The organism is Oligoflexus sp., assembly GCF_035638955.1.
Classification (GTDB): Bacteria; Bdellovibrionota_B; Oligoflexia; order Oligoflexales; family Oligoflexaceae; genus Oligoflexus.
In genome coordinates, this window is sequence record NZ_DASQYZ010000514.1 from 1 (window position 1) to 16119 (window position 16119).

17 protein-coding genes are annotated in these 16119 nt (G+C 51.1%); 12 read left to right on the plus strand and 5 right to left on the minus strand.

The window, feature by feature from the left end; genetic code table 11:
- The first annotated feature begins 80 nt into the window (after positions 1-80).
- The 11 genes from VE954_RS42175 to folD all read left to right on the plus strand — a co-directional run bounded on the left by VE954_RS42175 (position 81) and on the right by folD (position 11155).
- Entirely contained in the window at positions 81-380 is a 300-nt protein-coding gene (locus VE954_RS42175; protein WP_324964599.1) for a phage tail assembly protein, read from the plus strand.
- A 163-nt stretch (positions 381-543) separates the two neighbouring features.
- Positions 544-3651 carry a phage tail tape measure protein gene (locus tag VE954_RS42180; RefSeq protein ID WP_324964601.1) on the plus strand — a complete coding sequence of 1036 codons (3108 nt, stop codon included), beginning with the start codon at positions 544-546 and terminating at the stop codon, positions 3649-3651.
- Positions 3652-3653: 2 nt separating this feature from the next.
- On the plus strand, positions 3654-4073 hold the full coding sequence (locus VE954_RS42185) for a phage tail protein (RefSeq protein WP_324964602.1): 420 nt from the start codon (positions 3654-3656) through the stop codon (positions 4071-4073).
- On the plus strand, positions 4057-4287 hold the full coding sequence (locus VE954_RS42190; protein WP_324964604.1) for a tail protein X: 231 nt from the start codon (positions 4057-4059) through the stop codon (positions 4285-4287). The genes VE954_RS42185 and VE954_RS42190 overlap by 17 nt, the downstream gene beginning before the upstream one ends.
- A gap of 8 nt (positions 4288-4295) precedes the next feature.
- Positions 4296-5246, plus strand: a complete 951-nt coding sequence (locus tag VE954_RS42195; RefSeq protein WP_324964606.1) for a contractile injection system protein, VgrG/Pvc8 family — start codon at positions 4296-4298, stop codon at positions 5244-5246.
- Positions 5243-6322, plus strand: a complete 1080-nt coding sequence (locus VE954_RS42200) for a hypothetical protein (RefSeq protein WP_324964608.1) — start codon at positions 5243-5245, stop codon at positions 6320-6322. The genes VE954_RS42195 and VE954_RS42200 overlap by 4 nt, the downstream gene beginning before the upstream one ends.
- 63 nt (positions 6323-6385) lie before the next feature.
- A complete protein-coding gene (locus VE954_RS42205) occupies positions 6386-7123 on the plus strand; it encodes a C1 family peptidase (RefSeq protein WP_324964610.1) in 738 nt (245 codons plus the stop codon).
- A gap of 80 nt (positions 7124-7203) precedes the next feature.
- Positions 7204-7470: a helix-turn-helix domain-containing protein gene (locus VE954_RS44655; protein ID WP_414699079.1), complete on the plus strand. Its 267-nt coding sequence runs from the start codon at positions 7204-7206 to the stop codon at positions 7468-7470.
- Positions 7467-8753 (plus strand): tyrosine-type recombinase/integrase, encoded by a 1287-nt coding sequence (locus VE954_RS42210; RefSeq protein WP_324964612.1) that lies wholly within the window; start codon positions 7467-7469, stop codon positions 8751-8753. The genes VE954_RS44655 and VE954_RS42210 overlap by 4 nt, the downstream gene beginning before the upstream one ends.
- Positions 8754-8916: 163 nt before the next feature.
- Positions 8917-10182 carry a hypothetical protein gene (locus VE954_RS42215; protein WP_324964614.1) on the plus strand — a complete coding sequence of 422 codons (1266 nt, stop codon included), beginning with the start codon at positions 8917-8919 and terminating at the stop codon, positions 10180-10182.
- Between the two features lie 112 nt (positions 10183-10294).
- Entirely contained in the window at positions 10295-11155 is an 861-nt protein-coding gene (folD, locus tag VE954_RS42220; protein WP_324964616.1) for a bifunctional methylenetetrahydrofolate dehydrogenase/methenyltetrahydrofolate cyclohydrolase FolD, read from the plus strand.
- Here the strand turns inward: folD and VE954_RS42225 are convergent.
- The 5 genes from VE954_RS42225 to VE954_RS42245 form a co-directional block, all read right to left on the minus strand.
- Complete coding sequence (locus VE954_RS42225; protein ID WP_324964618.1) at positions 11152-11634, minus strand: DUF2058 family protein; 483 nt, start codon at positions 11632-11634, stop codon at positions 11152-11154. The two genes, folD and VE954_RS42225, sit on opposite strands and share 4 nt — an antisense overlap.
- A 36-nt stretch (positions 11635-11670) precedes the next feature.
- Positions 11671-12660 (minus strand): hypothetical protein, encoded by a 990-nt coding sequence (locus tag VE954_RS42230; RefSeq protein ID WP_324964620.1) that lies wholly within the window; start codon positions 12658-12660, stop codon positions 11671-11673.
- A gap of 44 nt (positions 12661-12704) precedes the next feature.
- Positions 12705-13853: an acyl-CoA dehydrogenase gene (locus tag VE954_RS42235; protein ID WP_324964622.1), complete on the minus strand. Its 1149-nt coding sequence runs from the start codon at positions 13851-13853 to the stop codon at positions 12705-12707.
- Positions 13854-13930: 77 nt separating this feature from the next.
- Positions 13931-14872 (minus strand): hypothetical protein, encoded by a 942-nt coding sequence (locus VE954_RS42240; protein WP_324964624.1) that lies wholly within the window; start codon positions 14870-14872, stop codon positions 13931-13933.
- Positions 14869-15717, minus strand: a complete 849-nt coding sequence (locus tag VE954_RS42245; protein WP_324964626.1) for a hypothetical protein — start codon at positions 15715-15717, stop codon at positions 14869-14871. Before VE954_RS42245 ends, VE954_RS42240 begins: the two co-directional genes overlap by 4 nt.
- Before the next feature lie 266 nt (positions 15718-15983).
- Here VE954_RS42245 and VE954_RS44020 point away from each other — a divergent pair.
- Positions 15984-16119, plus strand: a 136-nt coding sequence (locus VE954_RS44020) for a HipA domain-containing protein (RefSeq protein ID WP_349263875.1), incomplete at its 3' end; no start/stop codon positions are given.

A 16119-nucleotide genomic window follows, 5' to 3' on the forward strand; every position in this document is an offset into this window, starting at 1 on the left:
AATATCGATTTGGAAAACGGTATCCAATTCATATCGGGCGTTGACTATGGTGACTCTGTTCGCAAAGCACTGAGAGTGTAATGGAAATAAAATTAAAATGGCCGTTTGAGCACGAAGGCATTCGCTATGAGTCAATTAAGGTGCCTGACTACATTCAGGTTGGCCATCGGCGGATATACGCGAAAAGCAAGGATCTTGAGAAAGAGGACGCAGGTATTACGCTCTGCGCTGCCCTGTGCGAAGTTCCTGAGGCATCTTTTGATCGTCTTTCCCTTGATGACTTCGAGAAGGTGACAGGCGCCGTCAGGGATCTATTTAATTCCGCAGGTCAAAAAAAACAGAAATCTCAGCCGAAGAAAAGAACGTCGCGCGCGTCGTGAGGCTTCTCCATAAAGAATATGGATTTTCTGCGAGAGAGATCCTGTCGATGAGCGAGGATGATTGCCTATATTGGCTGTCATCTCTCGATCAATCAGGATTTGCATCCACTTCTTCTGAAGATGACGTCTGGGTAAACGACGAGTGAACACTAAAAAGCAAGTAATGATTGAGATCGCGGCGGGCTTTCAAGGTTCGTTCGATTCTGTCTTCGCGTCAGCCGGTGAACGAATTGGGAACCTGAAGAAAAAGCTTTCCGAGCTTGATCTTACGTCCAAAAGTGTTTCCAGCCTGAAAGAACTCCAGACTGCAACAGAGCAGTTCAAGTCCAAGGTTGAGGAAGCTCAAAAAGTTATTCCGGGACTCAAGGATTCCCTGGCAGCTGCCACTCAGGCTCAGGAACTGCAGAAGCGAAAAACTGCGGAACTCAGGACTGAAGTCGAAAAGGATCTGGGTGTCTTGAAAGACGCCAAAGCGAAAGAAGCTGCACTGAAGGATGAAGTGAGGGGCCTTTCAGCAGCCAAAGCGGAGCAAAAGACTCGATTCAAGGAAGCCAAAGCGGAACTCAAGGCGCTGGGTGAGGCTTTTGAGCAATCGAAGGCAGCCTACTGGAATCATGGGGAAGCCACAAAGCAGGCTACACTCGCATCCAAGCTCAATGCAGAGCAGATGGCTGTTGAATCTTCCAGGACCAGCAATCTTAAGGCGGAATTGAACAAGAGCCTGCAGACTTATGAGGCTGCCAAAAAAAAGCTTCCCGAATACAAAGCTGCCGTTGAAAGAGCCAATACCGCTCTCAGTGAGCAAAAAGTTCTCGTTGCCAATGCCACGGGCGGAATCAAATCCTTAAACCAGTCCTATGCCTCGTCCAAAACTGCTCTGGCGGGGCATAAAGCAGCTGTGGAAGTCGACAACAAAGCTCTGGCTCAGAACGGGCAGCACGTCGACCAGCTCAAAGCCAAACTGGACAATGCTGAAACTGAACTCAAAGAAAGCGCGGCAGCGTTCGAGAAGCAAACGGCGGCTCTTAAAAGCTATGAACGTGCTTTGGAGTCCGCGGGCCACGAGGTTAGGGACCTGGCCAGACTTGAAAGTCATCTGGCCCAGGAAACCGCCAGGACTCAGAGATCACATGATCTCGCAAGTCGTCGAAAGAAAACCGCTGACCGGGGCCGTGAACTCCGGGGCGACATTGTTGGCGGTGCATTTGAATTAACAGGCCTGGCATTAACTCTCGGAACGCCCATCAAAATTGCTGCCGAATTTGATCATGCGATGGCCAAAGTCGGGGCGCAGACCATGGCAACGGCAGAGGAAATGAAGGCCCTTACCCAGGAAGCCAGGCGCTTGGGTGACACGACTGTTTTCTCGTCTTCCGAGGCTGCTTTAGCGGAGTCTTATCTTGCCACGGCAGGCTTTGGTGTTCAGGACATCGTTGATTCTCTCAAAGGCGTGCTCGACCTAGCGGCTGCCGGGGAGGTTGGTCTGGGTGAGGCTGCAGAGATGGCGAGCAACATGCTTGCAGGTTTCAAGTTGGATGCCACTGATATGCTGCGGGTGGCCAACGTCATGACTTCGACGTTCATTTCTACAAACACCAATCTAACAGGGTTGGCAGAAACCATGAAATATGTGGCACCGATTGCCAGCGCTCTGGGAGCGTCGATTGAGGAAGTGTCTGCGGCTTCAGGGCTTTTGGGCAACGTAGGTCTGCAAGGTTCCATGGCTGGCACGGCTTTAAGAGCGATGTATCAGCGCCTGTCATCACCTCCCGCCGCAGGCCGCGAGGCACTGAAGCAATTGAATGTGACTCTTCGGGATGCGCACAAAAACCTTCTGCCTCTGCCGAATATTCTCGAGCAGCTCGACAAGAAGCTTGCGGGAAAAGGTACGGCAGAAAGGGCCAAATACATCAAAGACATTTTCGGCGAGGAGGCTGCGGCTGGCGCGACTGAACTGCTCAGCGCTGCAGGATCTGGAAGTCTCAAGTTTGAGATCAAAAAGCTTGAGATGGCGCCGGCCTTTCGCGCCTCGCTTAAATATCTGCAGGACAGCATGACCTCGGCTGATCTGAAGGTTTTGGAAGATCGGTTTGGCGTTGCATTCAAGGAAGGCATGTCCAAATCAGCCAGGATTTCAGAATTGTCAAAAGCGTTCTCCGGGCTGAAAGGAACGGATTTTGAGAAGCGGTTCGGCGAAATTTTTCGATTTACCCCAACCCTTGACAAGATGGAATTGGATCTTGATACCAGGGCAGCTCAGGCGAAGCTCAAGGAGCTGAAAATTGATCGCCTCGGTGGGGATAAGAAGGACAAATCTTTCGATCAGTTGACGAAAGAAGTCGAAGTGGCTCTTGCTGCCCTTCCCGAGCCGAAGCGACTGGAAGCCATGTCTGTGTTGTTCTCAAGATCCAAAAATGAAATGCGGGTCTTGATGCAGGAGGCAGCACAGGGCGAACCAAAATTCAGGCAGCTTACGGACGCTCTTGAGAAGACAAATTCAGCCCAGGAGATATCAGAGAGGCTGAACAATACTGCTATCGGCTCCTGGAAAAGCCTTCAGTCTTCGGTCGAAGCCGTTGCAATTTCTGCAGGAACAATCTTTCTACCAAAACTTTCTGAAATGATGAAGGTGCTGGCGGATGGCGCACTTAAGGTTTCAGGTATGGCGACGGAGCATGAAAACCTTGTGGCAGCGATCGGATATTTTGGTGCTGCTCTCGCAGTGAGCAAAGCTGCCATGATCAGTTATAAGGCTGTACTGTGGGCGCTCAGCGGCGCGCTTGAAATAATAACGTTCGCGCAAACAGCTCTAAATATTGTTATGAATATGAACCCGGTGGTTGCAACGCTTACAGGGATGCTTCTACTCATTACCGCAATGTGGGCCGCTATCAAAAACTGGGATTCAGTCATGCAGTGGCTGAAGGATGCAAAGAAATGGATTGCTCTTTTCTGGGAGGAAGATCTCAAACCAATCATGAAGTCCATTGGTGAGTTTCTATCTTTTGGGGAAACCCGTGACTTGAAGTTTTCCAGGAAAATAGAGCTTGAGGAAAGCAGGCAGGCATTCCAAAGCCGCATCCCTGAGATTTCTCAGAGAACACTTCAGGAAGACAGAAATCGAAACCAAACTTTTAACGTGCAGCAAAAATTTGACATCTCTGTGCAGGGTGAAGATGCGCCCCAGCAGACGGTAACCAGAATAAAAGATGAAATGAAAACCGGATTCAAAAGTTCGGTGTTCAGCTATGCAGATCCCTTGAGTTTTTAACCGTGGATATCAATCTCATAAAAACCGGCTTCCTTGCGAAGCTTGGGGACTTCGTCTTCGAGCCCAAAGGGATCGCATTTCAAAAATTTGACCGCGAGTCCTCTTACAACTGGGCTGAAATCAAAATGATTGGTTCGCATCCGCTTAGGCAGTTTCTCGGCGTCAACGGTGAAAGAATTTCCATTTCGGGCATCTTCTATCCACACTACCGGGGCAAGCTCAGCCATATGTCTGATCTAAGGGCAATGGGCGCAGCAGGAATCCCTTACCGGCTCATCGCTGCCGATACTGACAGCGCCCAGAATCTTGGACGATGGATATTTAAATCAGTGAAAGATGGAAGGACGATCTTCACGAGTGATGGCAGACCGCTGAAGGTGGATTTTACAATCGAATTGGAAAGCTATGTCCAGGATTTATGAACTCAGGGATGGCGACGACCTCGACCTTATTTGTTTTGAACACTACGGCTTTTCCAGAGGCTCGGTCGAGGCAGTTCTCAAAGCCAACGCCGACAAATTGAACCTATTTGATGATTTTGGACGGGTGCAGACACTCGAAATGCGTGAATCGATCCTTCTGCCAGACGTGCCCGAGCCAGTTCGAATCGATACACCCAGAAGGCTATTCAACTGACCACCCCCATGTTTCGTATTACCGCTGATGGCAAGGATCTGACTGAGAGGATTCGGCAGAGGCTGGTCAACCTCACTATTAAAGACGGGTCTGGCCTTGAAGGCGACTGCATTCAGCTTCATCTATTTGACGACCCGCCGCTCGATCCTCCGAGGGAGGGAACCCGAATTGAGATAGCGCTGGGTTACAATGGGCAGCTCTTTGATGTTGGACGCTATGCCAGCCGCCCAATTTCCCTTAAAGGACCGCCTGCAATAGTCACGTTGGAGGCAAGTGTCCTCGACTGCTTCCCGACGCTCCTGGAACCGAAAAAACGATCCTGGCGGCCTGACACCCTCTCCAGCGTCATCTCCAGGCTGGCGAAGGAGAATGGACTTATCGCGTCGGTCGATAAGAGCTGCGACCTTATCCAAGTCCCACACGAGGACCAGACTGAAAGCGATTCGGCTTTTCTAGCCAGAATCGCCGACCACTATGAATGCATCTTTAAGGTCCAGCGCGATCATCTCATTTTCTACGACCGAAACTCCAGGGTCACACCTGCTGGCAGCTCTATCAGACCCGAAAAAATCAAGGGCATTATCGACTACGAATTCAAATATTCGAGAGAGCAAATTTACTCCGGTGTCAAGGCTTTCTGGTGTGGGGCCGGGGCCACCAGGGAACGATCGGTTTTGGCTGGAAAGAAGGGCAAGGTCTATGCAATAAAATTTTTGTTGAAAGACGAAGCGTCGGCTCGCGCAGCAGCTGAAGCAAAACTAAGAAAACTTAAGCGACTATCGACGAGCCTATCGTTCACCATTCCCGGCAATCCGCTTTTATTTTCAGGTGGACTATGCCTGATTGAAAAACTCCATCCTCTCCTGAACCGTGAGTGGATGATCAGTTCTGTTGAGCATTCTCTCGACAATAACGGTTTTATTTCAAAAGTAACTGCAGAAGGAAACGCTTCTTTATGAAAGCCATTGCACTTTTTTGTCTAATTTCTCCATCAATTATCATGGCTGCGGAAGAATTTCCGGACAAACGCCTGCCGGTTGACGAGAACATATGGACTTCCAACGAGTTTGTTAACGCGACCAGGGGGCGGGATATCGTGATCCGGCGCTTGCCAGCCGCCAACAGTCCTTGCAACAACCCCGATAAATGCCCGCCCGCCGTCATCATAGACACGGAAAAAGGCAATATGAACGTCAAAGGCAAACTAAATGCCGATGCGCTCTACATCGGTGGGCAGCCTATTATCAATCAGCGGGGCGAATGGCAGGGCAGCACGGAAAATCTTCAGGGTCCTCAAGGTGTGCAAGGTCCCAAAGGCGACCAGGGTGATAGCTGCACCATCACGAGTGACTCAATAATTTGTGGAGAGTCCGTTGTCACACTTGAGACACTTCGCGGGCCAAAAGGTGATCGTGGACCGCAAGGGATTCAGGGACCACAGGGGATTCGTGGCCCGGAAGGCATACAGGGGCCACAAGGCGATGTTGGTCCCATGGGGCCGCAGGGCCTGGTGGGAGCCAAAGGCGACAAAGGAGAATCCTGCAAGATCGAAAATGGTTTCATCGATTGCGGAGGCTTTAAGAAGGCACTCGACGATTTGAAAGGACCTCGTGGTTTCCAGGGCGATAAAGGTGACAAGGGTGACACCGGGATAAAAGGTGACACTGGTAGCCCGGGACCGAAAGGCGACAAGGGTGACAAAGGCAGTATCGGTCCAGCTGGTCCGCAAGGCTTGACAGGAGCCACAGGCGAAAGAGGTCCGGTTGGTCCTCAAGGTCCGAAAGGGACTTTTTCAAGCTGCAGAACTGCGAGCGGTGAAACTCAACTAGCAGTGAATCCGAGCGTTAGCGTCTCATGTGAGGCAGACGAAATGCTTGTGGGGGGAGGATGCTTTGTAACTGGCACGACTGAGCAGATTCAATTGATGTCGTCTGCTCCGCTTGCTGAGGATGGCTTCTACTTTTGCGAATGGGTTCGCAAGGATTCAATGAGCCCAGGAGCAGTTGGCAATGGCGTTGCCACTTGCTGCAAGTAAATGCACACAGGCGGAGTACTATTTTCTCCGCTTTAATTTTTCAAAATGAGAAAGAAATATAACATGCAAAAACTCGGATGGATTCGGGACACCAAAGACGAGCGTGACAGAAAATACTCCCTAAAAAGTTCTGTAAATCTCCTATCGAACGTTGATTTCCGAGATCGTTTCCCTCGGGTTTGGGATCAGGGAAATCTTGGTTCTTGTACTGCTCACGCTGTAGGTGCAGCATGTCTCTACCAGGACATATACGATGAAGACAGCTCTATCACGGTGCCGTCTCTGCTTTATATCTACTACATGACCCGTGCTCTTGAAGGGTCTATAGGTATCGATGCCGGAGCAACGATCAGGAACACGGTGAAAGCCGTGGCGAAATTCGGCTATCCGCTCGAGAACCTCTGGCCATACAAGATCAGCGATTTCAGCAAAAGACCGGATGACAATGTCATCAGACACGCTGCTCGTGAAAAGGTTTCCTCCTATGAACGGATAGATCGGAATCTTTCCCATATTCAGGAAGTTCTGAGCCATGGTGATCCGGTTGTATTTGGCTTCACCGTCTATGAGTCCATCTATGGTCAGGATGTTAAAAAATCCGGCGTTATCCCAATTCCGAAGAAAAAGGAAAAAGTTCTTGGCGGCCATGCTGTGCTTGCTTGTGGATATGATGATGAACGACAAGCGCTCATCATAAGGAACAGCTGGGCCAAGGAGTGGGGTGAAGCAGGATATGGATATTTGCCATACTATTTTATCGAAAATGCTCAGCTTTCGGGCGATTTCTGGACCATTAAATGAATAAGTAAAAGTTAATGAGAGGCGGGTTTACCCGCCTCTTTTGCTCAATGCCAAGTATCTATGTCAAAGGATTTGCAACAATGTCTCTGAAAAAGAAATCTACACCTATCTCTTCCATTGGCAAAAAGTCGAATGTACTCTCAGTGTATGTCTCGGCAAAAGATGCCAGAGATCGGATCTTTGACAATTGGATAACGAAAAAAGACCTCGCCGAAAGCATTGGTATGTCTGTCAGTTTCGTGAATAAATATATGAAAGAAGGACTGCCATATAGGCGACGAGGTCGATCAGTGAGATTTCGAGTGCTCGATGTTGAAGAATGGCTTCAACGGAGATTCACTCAGTGAAAAAATTCAATCCAAAAGTATATCAGGATAAAAATCGGGTATATCCTCCTGTCTCCGGTGCTGCAAATATCAGAAAAATTCTCATCTGGGACGACGGGAAGAAGGAATATAGACCTCCTTCCAGGGGCAAGATCTATGTTGCTCGACGTTATGAGATCGATATCCGGGGAAAGAAAAATAGAAAATCAGAATACTTTGAAAATCTTGACGATGCACGTAATTGGCAATCCTTTATCAGCGTTGCAGCGCCTGACTCGCAGGCAATTCCTCCCCCTTCCAAACTCGTCGGCGGTCCTACCTTTCGGCAGATTATGGGCGAATGGAAGGAACGCAAATTTCCCACTTTGCGTAAGGCTAGCAGGATACAGTATCAAAAGGTGTCTGGGCGACATTTCCAGACTTTATCTGATTACCCGATAAACTCGATTACAGCGAAAGACATCGATACGTGGCTTGCAGATAGAAAGGCCAATTTGGGCGACTATCCGCAGGCCAAGAAACGTGTTAGCTTTGACCGCGAACTGATGATTCTCGGCCTTATTTTTGAGTATTACGGTGAATATTACGAAGAAGATACCAACTTCCGTAATCCGCTCAGGAAACGACATCGGAAAGATTCAAAATTAAATATCTCTCGTCCGCCAAAGAAAAAGGATGTGACGGAAAAGGAATTCCATCATTTTCGTGCTGAAATAGAAAAACTGAAATATGGCACAATAATGAAGCGGTTGGCCACGGTTCAGTATTTTCAGGCTCTGAGAATTTCGGAGGCTGCGGCAATGAAGTGGAAGAACGTTATTTTCAATTGGGAGAATCCCAAAGAATCGCGAATTCAAATTGATCAGCATGTTGTTTATGCGGTGGAGAAGGGGGAAGCTCCTAGCGTTGAACCTGGATTCAAAAATTCAGATTCTTTCGGTGGGATAAAGGAGATGCCTATGTTTCCCGAGACTTTTGACGCTTTGTCTGAGCTGTACCGAGATGGAGTTGGGAAGGGTCAAGACGACTATGTATTCCCGAATGAGTATGGACATGTCTTTAGTTACTACACGATTAAGCATAAATACGATTCCGCATTCAAAAAGGCGGGTTTTAAGTACACTGCTACACATGTACTGCGTCACGGATGGACCTGCGAAGTCTTTAATGCTACTGGAGGAGATTATGGGATTGCTGGTCAACTCTTGGGCGACATATCTGAAAAGGCCATAAAAACTTATGCCAAGCGGGAAAAAAGCGCTTTGACTAATTTGGCTCATCGTATGTGGAAGGAAGAGACTTAATACAGAGGTGGTCGCAATTGGTCGCAAATCACTAGAATGCGGCTATATGTTTCTAAATTGATTGCACTTTTGTATTATATTGCTATTAAGGGGATTGTAATGGGCGGCGCCCACGAAAACAAGCGGCACTACAGAGTCGCACTGGACTTGAAGGATATAAGCTATGCAAAAACCAGCAGACGTCATCATCGCAGGCGCAGGGCTGGCCGGTCTTCTGACACTCTGTGAACTGAGCCGCCGCCAGCCGACCTGGACGTTTCAACTCGTGGAACGTGAGCCCTGGATCGGCGGACGGGTCAGGCTTTCGTCGCGTGTCCATGGCAGCTGGAGCTGCGGGTTGAATGCCATCGGTCCCGAGCTTTTCGATCATGTGCAGAGTGTGCTGCAGTCAGGCGACAGTGAAATGGCAAAAGCCTTTCATCCGAGACAAGGCTTTGGTGTTCTGGCGGCGCAAAAAATCGCGAGCGTCAAAGGCACTTCCGTGCTGGCCCCTGAAGTTGCCAAAGCCGTGGGTGGCACAGCCGCCACCCGTGATTGGAATACGCTTCTGGAACTGCTGGAAAAAGAGGCCGGAGGCTCACACGAACACGCGCAGGCTTTTAATCAGGTCTGGAAAGGCGATAAAAAAAGCGCAGCCTTGATCGTGCTCGAACATATGGCTCATCTTTGGGGTGTGCCGGAATTGGCGCCAGCGTCGGCTCAAATCCTGGCGGCGCGCGCTCTGCAAGCCTCCAAAGGGCAATGGACCGGACCCTGGGATCAACTCTTTGAACCTTTGATTGGGGATCTGCGTTCCCAGGATCGCCTGGAAATGCATACGCGGGCGCAGATCATGACCGCGAAATATGAAGATAAAATCTGGCAGCTCGCGACAACGGTCGGGGTCTTTGAAGGTCAGCGTCTGGTTGTGGCGCAAAGTCCCTGGGAAGCGACGCCCTGGTTGCCCAAGGATCTTTGGCCGAGTCGGCTCCTGAACATTGCGGGCAAAACCAAGCCGGTGAGTCTCGTCATTTTGTCACAGCATCGCAACGACAAGACAGCCGATCTGCCGCAGACACTCATGATTCCGGCCGAGGAGGTTCAGGTTCAAATCGATGCGCAGCAGGTGTGCTACCAGGCGACGTTGAATTTTGAGCTGACCGTGCAGGCCCCGGCCGTCGTGAAAGCTGTCAAACGCCTCAAGCGTGCCCGCAAAAAGCTGGAAACCTGCTGCCCCGAATTGAAGACAGAAGGCGAGCATATTGCTCTGATTCCAGTGGCCTGGGCCCAAACCGTGGCACCCTCCGAACAACGCTGGAATGAAAAGATGGATGGCGCGAATGTTCAACGCAGTCATCTTGGATATTGTGGTGATGCCTACGGTGCGGAAGCCGATAGCGATCGCAATCTGATCGCATCGGTTCAGGCGGTTTGTGAGGCCATGAGTTAAGGCCCAGGACGCGGCGATGCGATGACGATCTTGCTTGTCATCAGAGAGGGCATCGCCTATAGTCCCCGCGTTCGAACCACCCACGATATAATCTTTCACTAAGGTGCCTCTCATGACCGCGCACATCATCGATGGCAAAGTGATTGCTCAGAACATCCGAAATCAATTGAAACAAAAAATCACAGCTTTGCAGACCGCTGGCCAGCGCCCGCCTTGTCTCGCTGTGATCCTGGTCGGCAATGATCCTGCCAGCGAAGTGTATGTGGGCCATAAGAAAAAAGCCTGCGCGGAAGTCGGCATTGAAAGTCGGTCGGTGACTCTCGCGGCTGATGTGAGTCAGGAGACGCTGAGCGAGCATCTGCGTAAGTTGAATGCGGATCCGGGCGTGGATGGTATTCTTTTGCAGTTGCCTTTGCCCAAGCATCTCAAAAGCGATGACGCCATTGATTTGATTTCGCCGGAAAAGGATGTCGATGGACTCACGCCGTACAGTCAGGGACTCCTGAACTGGAAACGGCCGGGCCTGACATCGTGCACACCACTCGGCATCATGGACCTGATTCAGTCGACCGGTGTTGACCTCAAGGGCAAGCGTGCGGTTGTGATTGGTCGTAGCGTGCTCGTCGGTCTGCCTGTGGCTGTTCTGCTGGGTAATGCCGGAGCCACCGTCACCAGCATCAATTCCAAAACAGTGAAACCCGAAGAACTCTGCCGTCAGGCGGATATTCTGGTGGTGGCAGCCGGTGTGAAACATATGGTGCGCGGCGACTGGGTCAAGCAAGGTGCGGTGGTCATCGACGTCGGCATCCACCGCGATGGTGACGGAAAAAAACTGGTTGGTGATGTTGTCTATGAAGAGGCCGCAACCCGCGCCGGGTGGATCACTCCTGTTCCCGGTGGTGTGGGCCCCATGACGATCGCCAGCCTTTTGAGCAACTGCATGACGGCTTACGACAGACGCAGCAGCCGTTAAGTCGCTGGATGCCAGCAGAGCACATATTGCGGAACGCAGCTGCGAATCTTATCCGCGTTGCTGGCATCCACTAAAAAATACCGATAGTCCGGATCGAAGGAAACAATGGCGAGGGTTCCTGCCGCCAGCTGCACTTGCTGCGCCTCGGTCACGAGAATTTCGCTGACGCGATGTTCCTGATGAATGAAATAGTAAGGAATCGACCCTGCGCTTTCCCGCAGATCACCCGCGATCATGATATTCATGGCGCGATGAACCGCCTCACGCTTCAGCCGATCGTCCTCGCGTTGACGATTGCGCTCGCGATCCGCTTCCTGCTGTTTTCTGTTGCGCTCGGCTATGTCCTGGCTGATGTCATCTTTGATGGCATCCGGCGACTGCAATTGCTTATGCTGACGCTTTTTGGCTTCTTTTTCAGCCTTTTGCGCCTGATTTTTGTTTGCTAAACCGGATTTGAGGAGTTGATCTCGCAAACTCATGACATGCTCCCAACCTAAGTGCCGTTGCGGGTCATGCTAGATTTTGGCGAGCACCAACACAAGTAATTTTTCATGCTGGAGGCGCGCCACATCAAAGCCAAGGGCTGTCGCACTCTTATGCAGGAGAAGTTGTCTATGAGTCGGTGAATACCACAAAAGCCAGGCCATCTGCTCATTTGTTGTCGCTTTGACACGGTTTTCGCCGAGGATATTGATGTTCTTTTTCGCCAGCAGACGCTTATGTTTCATGAGTTTCGCGTGAGGATGCCGGACGGAAGGATCGGCTACGAGTTGATTGGCGAAAGCGCGAAGCAGTGGAATTTCGGTTTTGAGAGCCTTGAGGCCCTGGGCTTGGCGAATGGCTTGAATCCATTGGATGAGACCGCTTGTCCCTTCACGATGGTGGGATGTGAAGTGCGGAACACGGTCTGTTTTAACCTGGTGAATGGGGATCAAAGACCAGAGTTCGGGACCCTGGTTTTTTTTATCCGCTGGATAACACGTGAGTCCAATCGTCCCTGGGGCCAGCAGTTCCGGATGAATCAGGAGATGATCCTGCCCATGACTTTTGATGGTGATAATATCCTTGGGTTTGCCCTTCACGGCCTCCGCATAGTGCAAAGCAACCGATGCGCAACGCCCTCGCATGGCTTTGATATCGAAACGCAATCCTTCAGGCGTCCATTGACTGAGGGCGCCGGCCGAAGGTGAGGAAAGAATCCAGGCTTCCTGCGGCGAGCAAAGTCCAAAGGCATAGCCAAGATGCTGTTTGGCTTGCGCCTGCTCACGGGCAATGAATTCCAGATCCTGGGGAATCAAAGGCTGCTGGGCATCGGCGCTGCGAATCCATGCGGCATCGAGCTGCGTATCAAAGAGATTCTTTTGCCAAAGCTCGCGCGTCGGCGGAATGTTCTTGCCGTTTTTACAGAGTAGCGTGGGCAGAATGCTTTGCAGATCCGTACGCAGGGTTTGCGCCGAAAGCCAGACGGGAAACAACGTAGTCAGTATCAGGATAAGCTTGTTCATAGGAACCCCGGTGGTGAGAACCGGGGACCCTCTGGGATCGCGGTTCAGTCGAGGAGTTTAAAGATCGTCTGCAGCTGCATGTTTGAAGTGCCTTCGTACAGTTTACCAATCTTCGCATCCCGGTAGAACTTTTCTGCTGGGAATTCCTTGATAAATCCATATCCGCCATAGATTTCCAGGGCTTTGGAAGCAACACGCTCCGCAACGTCCGAGACGAAATACTTGGCCATGGCCGCTTCCTTGACGAAAGGCAGACCGGCGTCCTTCAGACGAGCCGCGTTATACACCATCAGGCGCGAGGCTTCGATTTCCGTGGCCATTTCCGAAATCTGGAACTGGATACCCTGGAACTCAGCCAGCTGCTTGCCGAATTGCTCGCGCTCTTTGGAATACTTGAGCGCGCCATCAAACGCGCCCTGAGCCAGACCCAGCATCTGGGAGGCGATGCCGATGCGGCCTTCGTTTAGGGTTTCAATGGCGATTTTGTAACCCTTGCCGTATTCACCCATCAGATTTTCTTTGGGGATCTTCACATTGTCGAGCAGCACTTCGCAGGTCGAAGACGCGCGGATGCCGAGCTTGACTTCCTTTTTACCGAGGGAAAGGCCAGGTGTGCCTTTTTCCACGATAAAGGCGGTGATGCCTTTATAACCAGCCTCAGGATTGGCATTGGCGAAAACGATGAAAATTTCCGCTTCCTTGGCGTTGGTGATGAAGATTTTCTTGCCTTCCAGACGCCAGTGCGAACCTTCGTCATGCGCGCGCGCTTTCATGGCAAACGCATCCGATCCCGAGTTGGGTTCGGTCAGGCAGTAGCAGCCGACTTTGGAACCGGCCAGCATCGGACCGTATTTGGCTCTTTGAGCGTCGTTGGCATAACGGAGGAAGATATTGTTGACGAGCGTATTCTGAACATCGACCAGCACGCCCACTGAAGGATCGACCTTGCTCAGTTCTTCGATGGCGAGAATGGCCATAAAAAAGCTGCCGCCCGCACCACCCAGTTTTTCCGGCAATTCGATGCCCATCAGACCGGTTTCGAATAGCTGCTTGATCAAGCCAGGGTCCATGGTTTCGGTTTCGTCCATATGCAGGACTTTGGGTTTGATCACCTGCTGGGCGAAGCGGGCGATTTCGCCCTGAAACATTTTTTCATCCTCGTTCAGGATGGTCAGAGCCGAGATCTGGGTCATGGCAAAACTCCGATGCTAGGGACAAACAGTCAGTTTTCGTCCCTAGGTTGTAGCGCGGACCGGAGCAATTTTCACCTCTAACCTTTGAAAAAGGGGGCGTCAGTTCTGTCGCGTGACGGATCCAAATAGGCCGAAACCGTCGGCCGCGAAGTTTTTTTAAGACGCAGGGGGGACCTATGCTCCGGCAGCGGGCCGAGCACGGAAAGTGTGGTTTCGATTTCGCTTTCCAGACGCTTCATTTCCGCGAGGTTCTGTTGCATCAACCGTAAATCCCGCCGTTTCTGCGAGGTATTGGCGAGCGGATCCTGACGCAAAAGGGCGCTGCATTCTTCCATCAGGGTTTGCGAACGCTTGGTGAAGTTGACGGCCAGTTGCTGGATTTTTTTCACCTGACCGCGACTATGGCTCATATGCACGGACAGGGTGCGAAGAAAGCGCCCAAACGCATCGAACGTGGGGCGCTGACCGGCGATGGTGCGGTGCGAAGTGGCAAAACTTTGAGCAGCCTGGCGATTGCTTTCCTCGAATTGAAAGCGTTGATACTGCTGACGAAGCTGGGCTTCCTGCTTTTGCAGCGCCTGCAGATCTTCCTTGAGGGTGATTTCGGTCTGCTCCAGACTCTGCTTTTTTTGCAAAAAGGCGTCCACGTCGGTGTCGGCAATATCAAGGCGGAAGGGATTTTTCCGTCCCAGGAGGCGACCGCGCAGAAGGTTGAGCCAGAGGAGTTTGTCGAGGTAATCGGCATAGCGCAGCTGAAAATCTTCCACCCGATCGGCCCATTCCCGGGCCCAAAATAAGATGGCCCGTGCGGTCGGGACCATGGGCATTTCGGTGGCTTCGGCGAAACGACAATGTTCAATCATCTGCATGATGTGCTCATGCTGCTGCTCGATGCGTTTTAATTTTCCAAAAAGTCCCTGCAGTTTATGCTGAAACGGACTCGGCGCCATATGTTCGAGCTGAGCCAGTTCCTGTTCAAAGCGATCCAGGTCGGCATCCAATTGTTCCGGAGCGATCATGAAGCATCCTCCACGGACGGCAGATCGGGTGTCCGACTCAGGTATTTTTCCAGGTATTTGCGGGCCAGGGCGAGCCGTGATTTGGAACGGTGCAGATCCTCAAGACCAAGCCCATCAATTTTTTGCGCGGCCATGCGCAGATCCTCGGCCAGCGGCGGCAGAGGGGATTTGGTTTGCAAGAGGCGGCGGGTGGCCTGCTTGAGCCACGCTTCCATCCGCTGGATCTTATTTTGGGATGCATGGACCTTCTGCTGCAAGGCTTCCACGGAGTCAGTCAAACGCACGATTTTTTCAAAAGCCAAGCGGGTATCACCCATCTCCTGGTATTGGTCCCGATACAAAAGCATTTTGTCAGCAAACTTTTCCCAGTTTTGCAGTTGCCGGATCCGATGGGGTTCCAGAGTTTGCCGTTCCTGGTCCAGATCGCCTAAATAGCGCCGAATCTTGGTCAGCCGCAGCTTCATGCGCCAGGAATTTTTGCCGGCGGCCGAGGCTTCCTCCACCCAACGTTTCACTTTCGTGAGCTGCTCGTTCAGGTGCTGACTGATCTTCAATTGGGCTTCGAGATATTGATCACAGAGGATGTGCTCATCACTGGTGCAGATATCGAGTGGGGGCAATTGATAGGTTTGGCCCTGTTCCAGGACTGTGGGGGCTTCGGTGCGCAGACGCAAAAGTTCGAGACGTTGACGCAGATTATGCAGTCTTTTTCGTCGTTTTTGCCAATCCCTGTCCTGCGCGCCTTTCGACTCCAGGAGGACTTCCCAGGAGTCGAGCTTTTGAAACAGGCGTCGCAAGCGTTCAGCATCGGAAGCTGCGCTCGTATGAGGCCTGAACCCTGTCATGAAGGACTCCACTACTGAAGCAGAGCAGCAGCCTTGAATGGATTGGGCTCTGCTCTAGGATTGTCTCATGAGGGACTGAGGCATGTCCATAATGTGAGCCATAATGCCCGGGTAAGAGGTTGCATAATGATGTTTTTAGATCAGACCTGATCCATTTGAATTTAATTTCTCTATAAAAAATCAGATCTGATTCATTTATTTACGAAATTATTAAAGATGATCAGATCTGATCAATCCATTCCGATTTCTTTGAAGAATCCAAGCAGCTGGCTCAAATCATCACACAGCATACGCAAAGTCCCGCCATCGAGCTTGCGGATTTTTTTCGGCGCGTTCTATTCTGCTTCGTAACTGGCAATGGTGATATGCATCTTAAAAACTGGTCTGTATTTCGGGATGCAA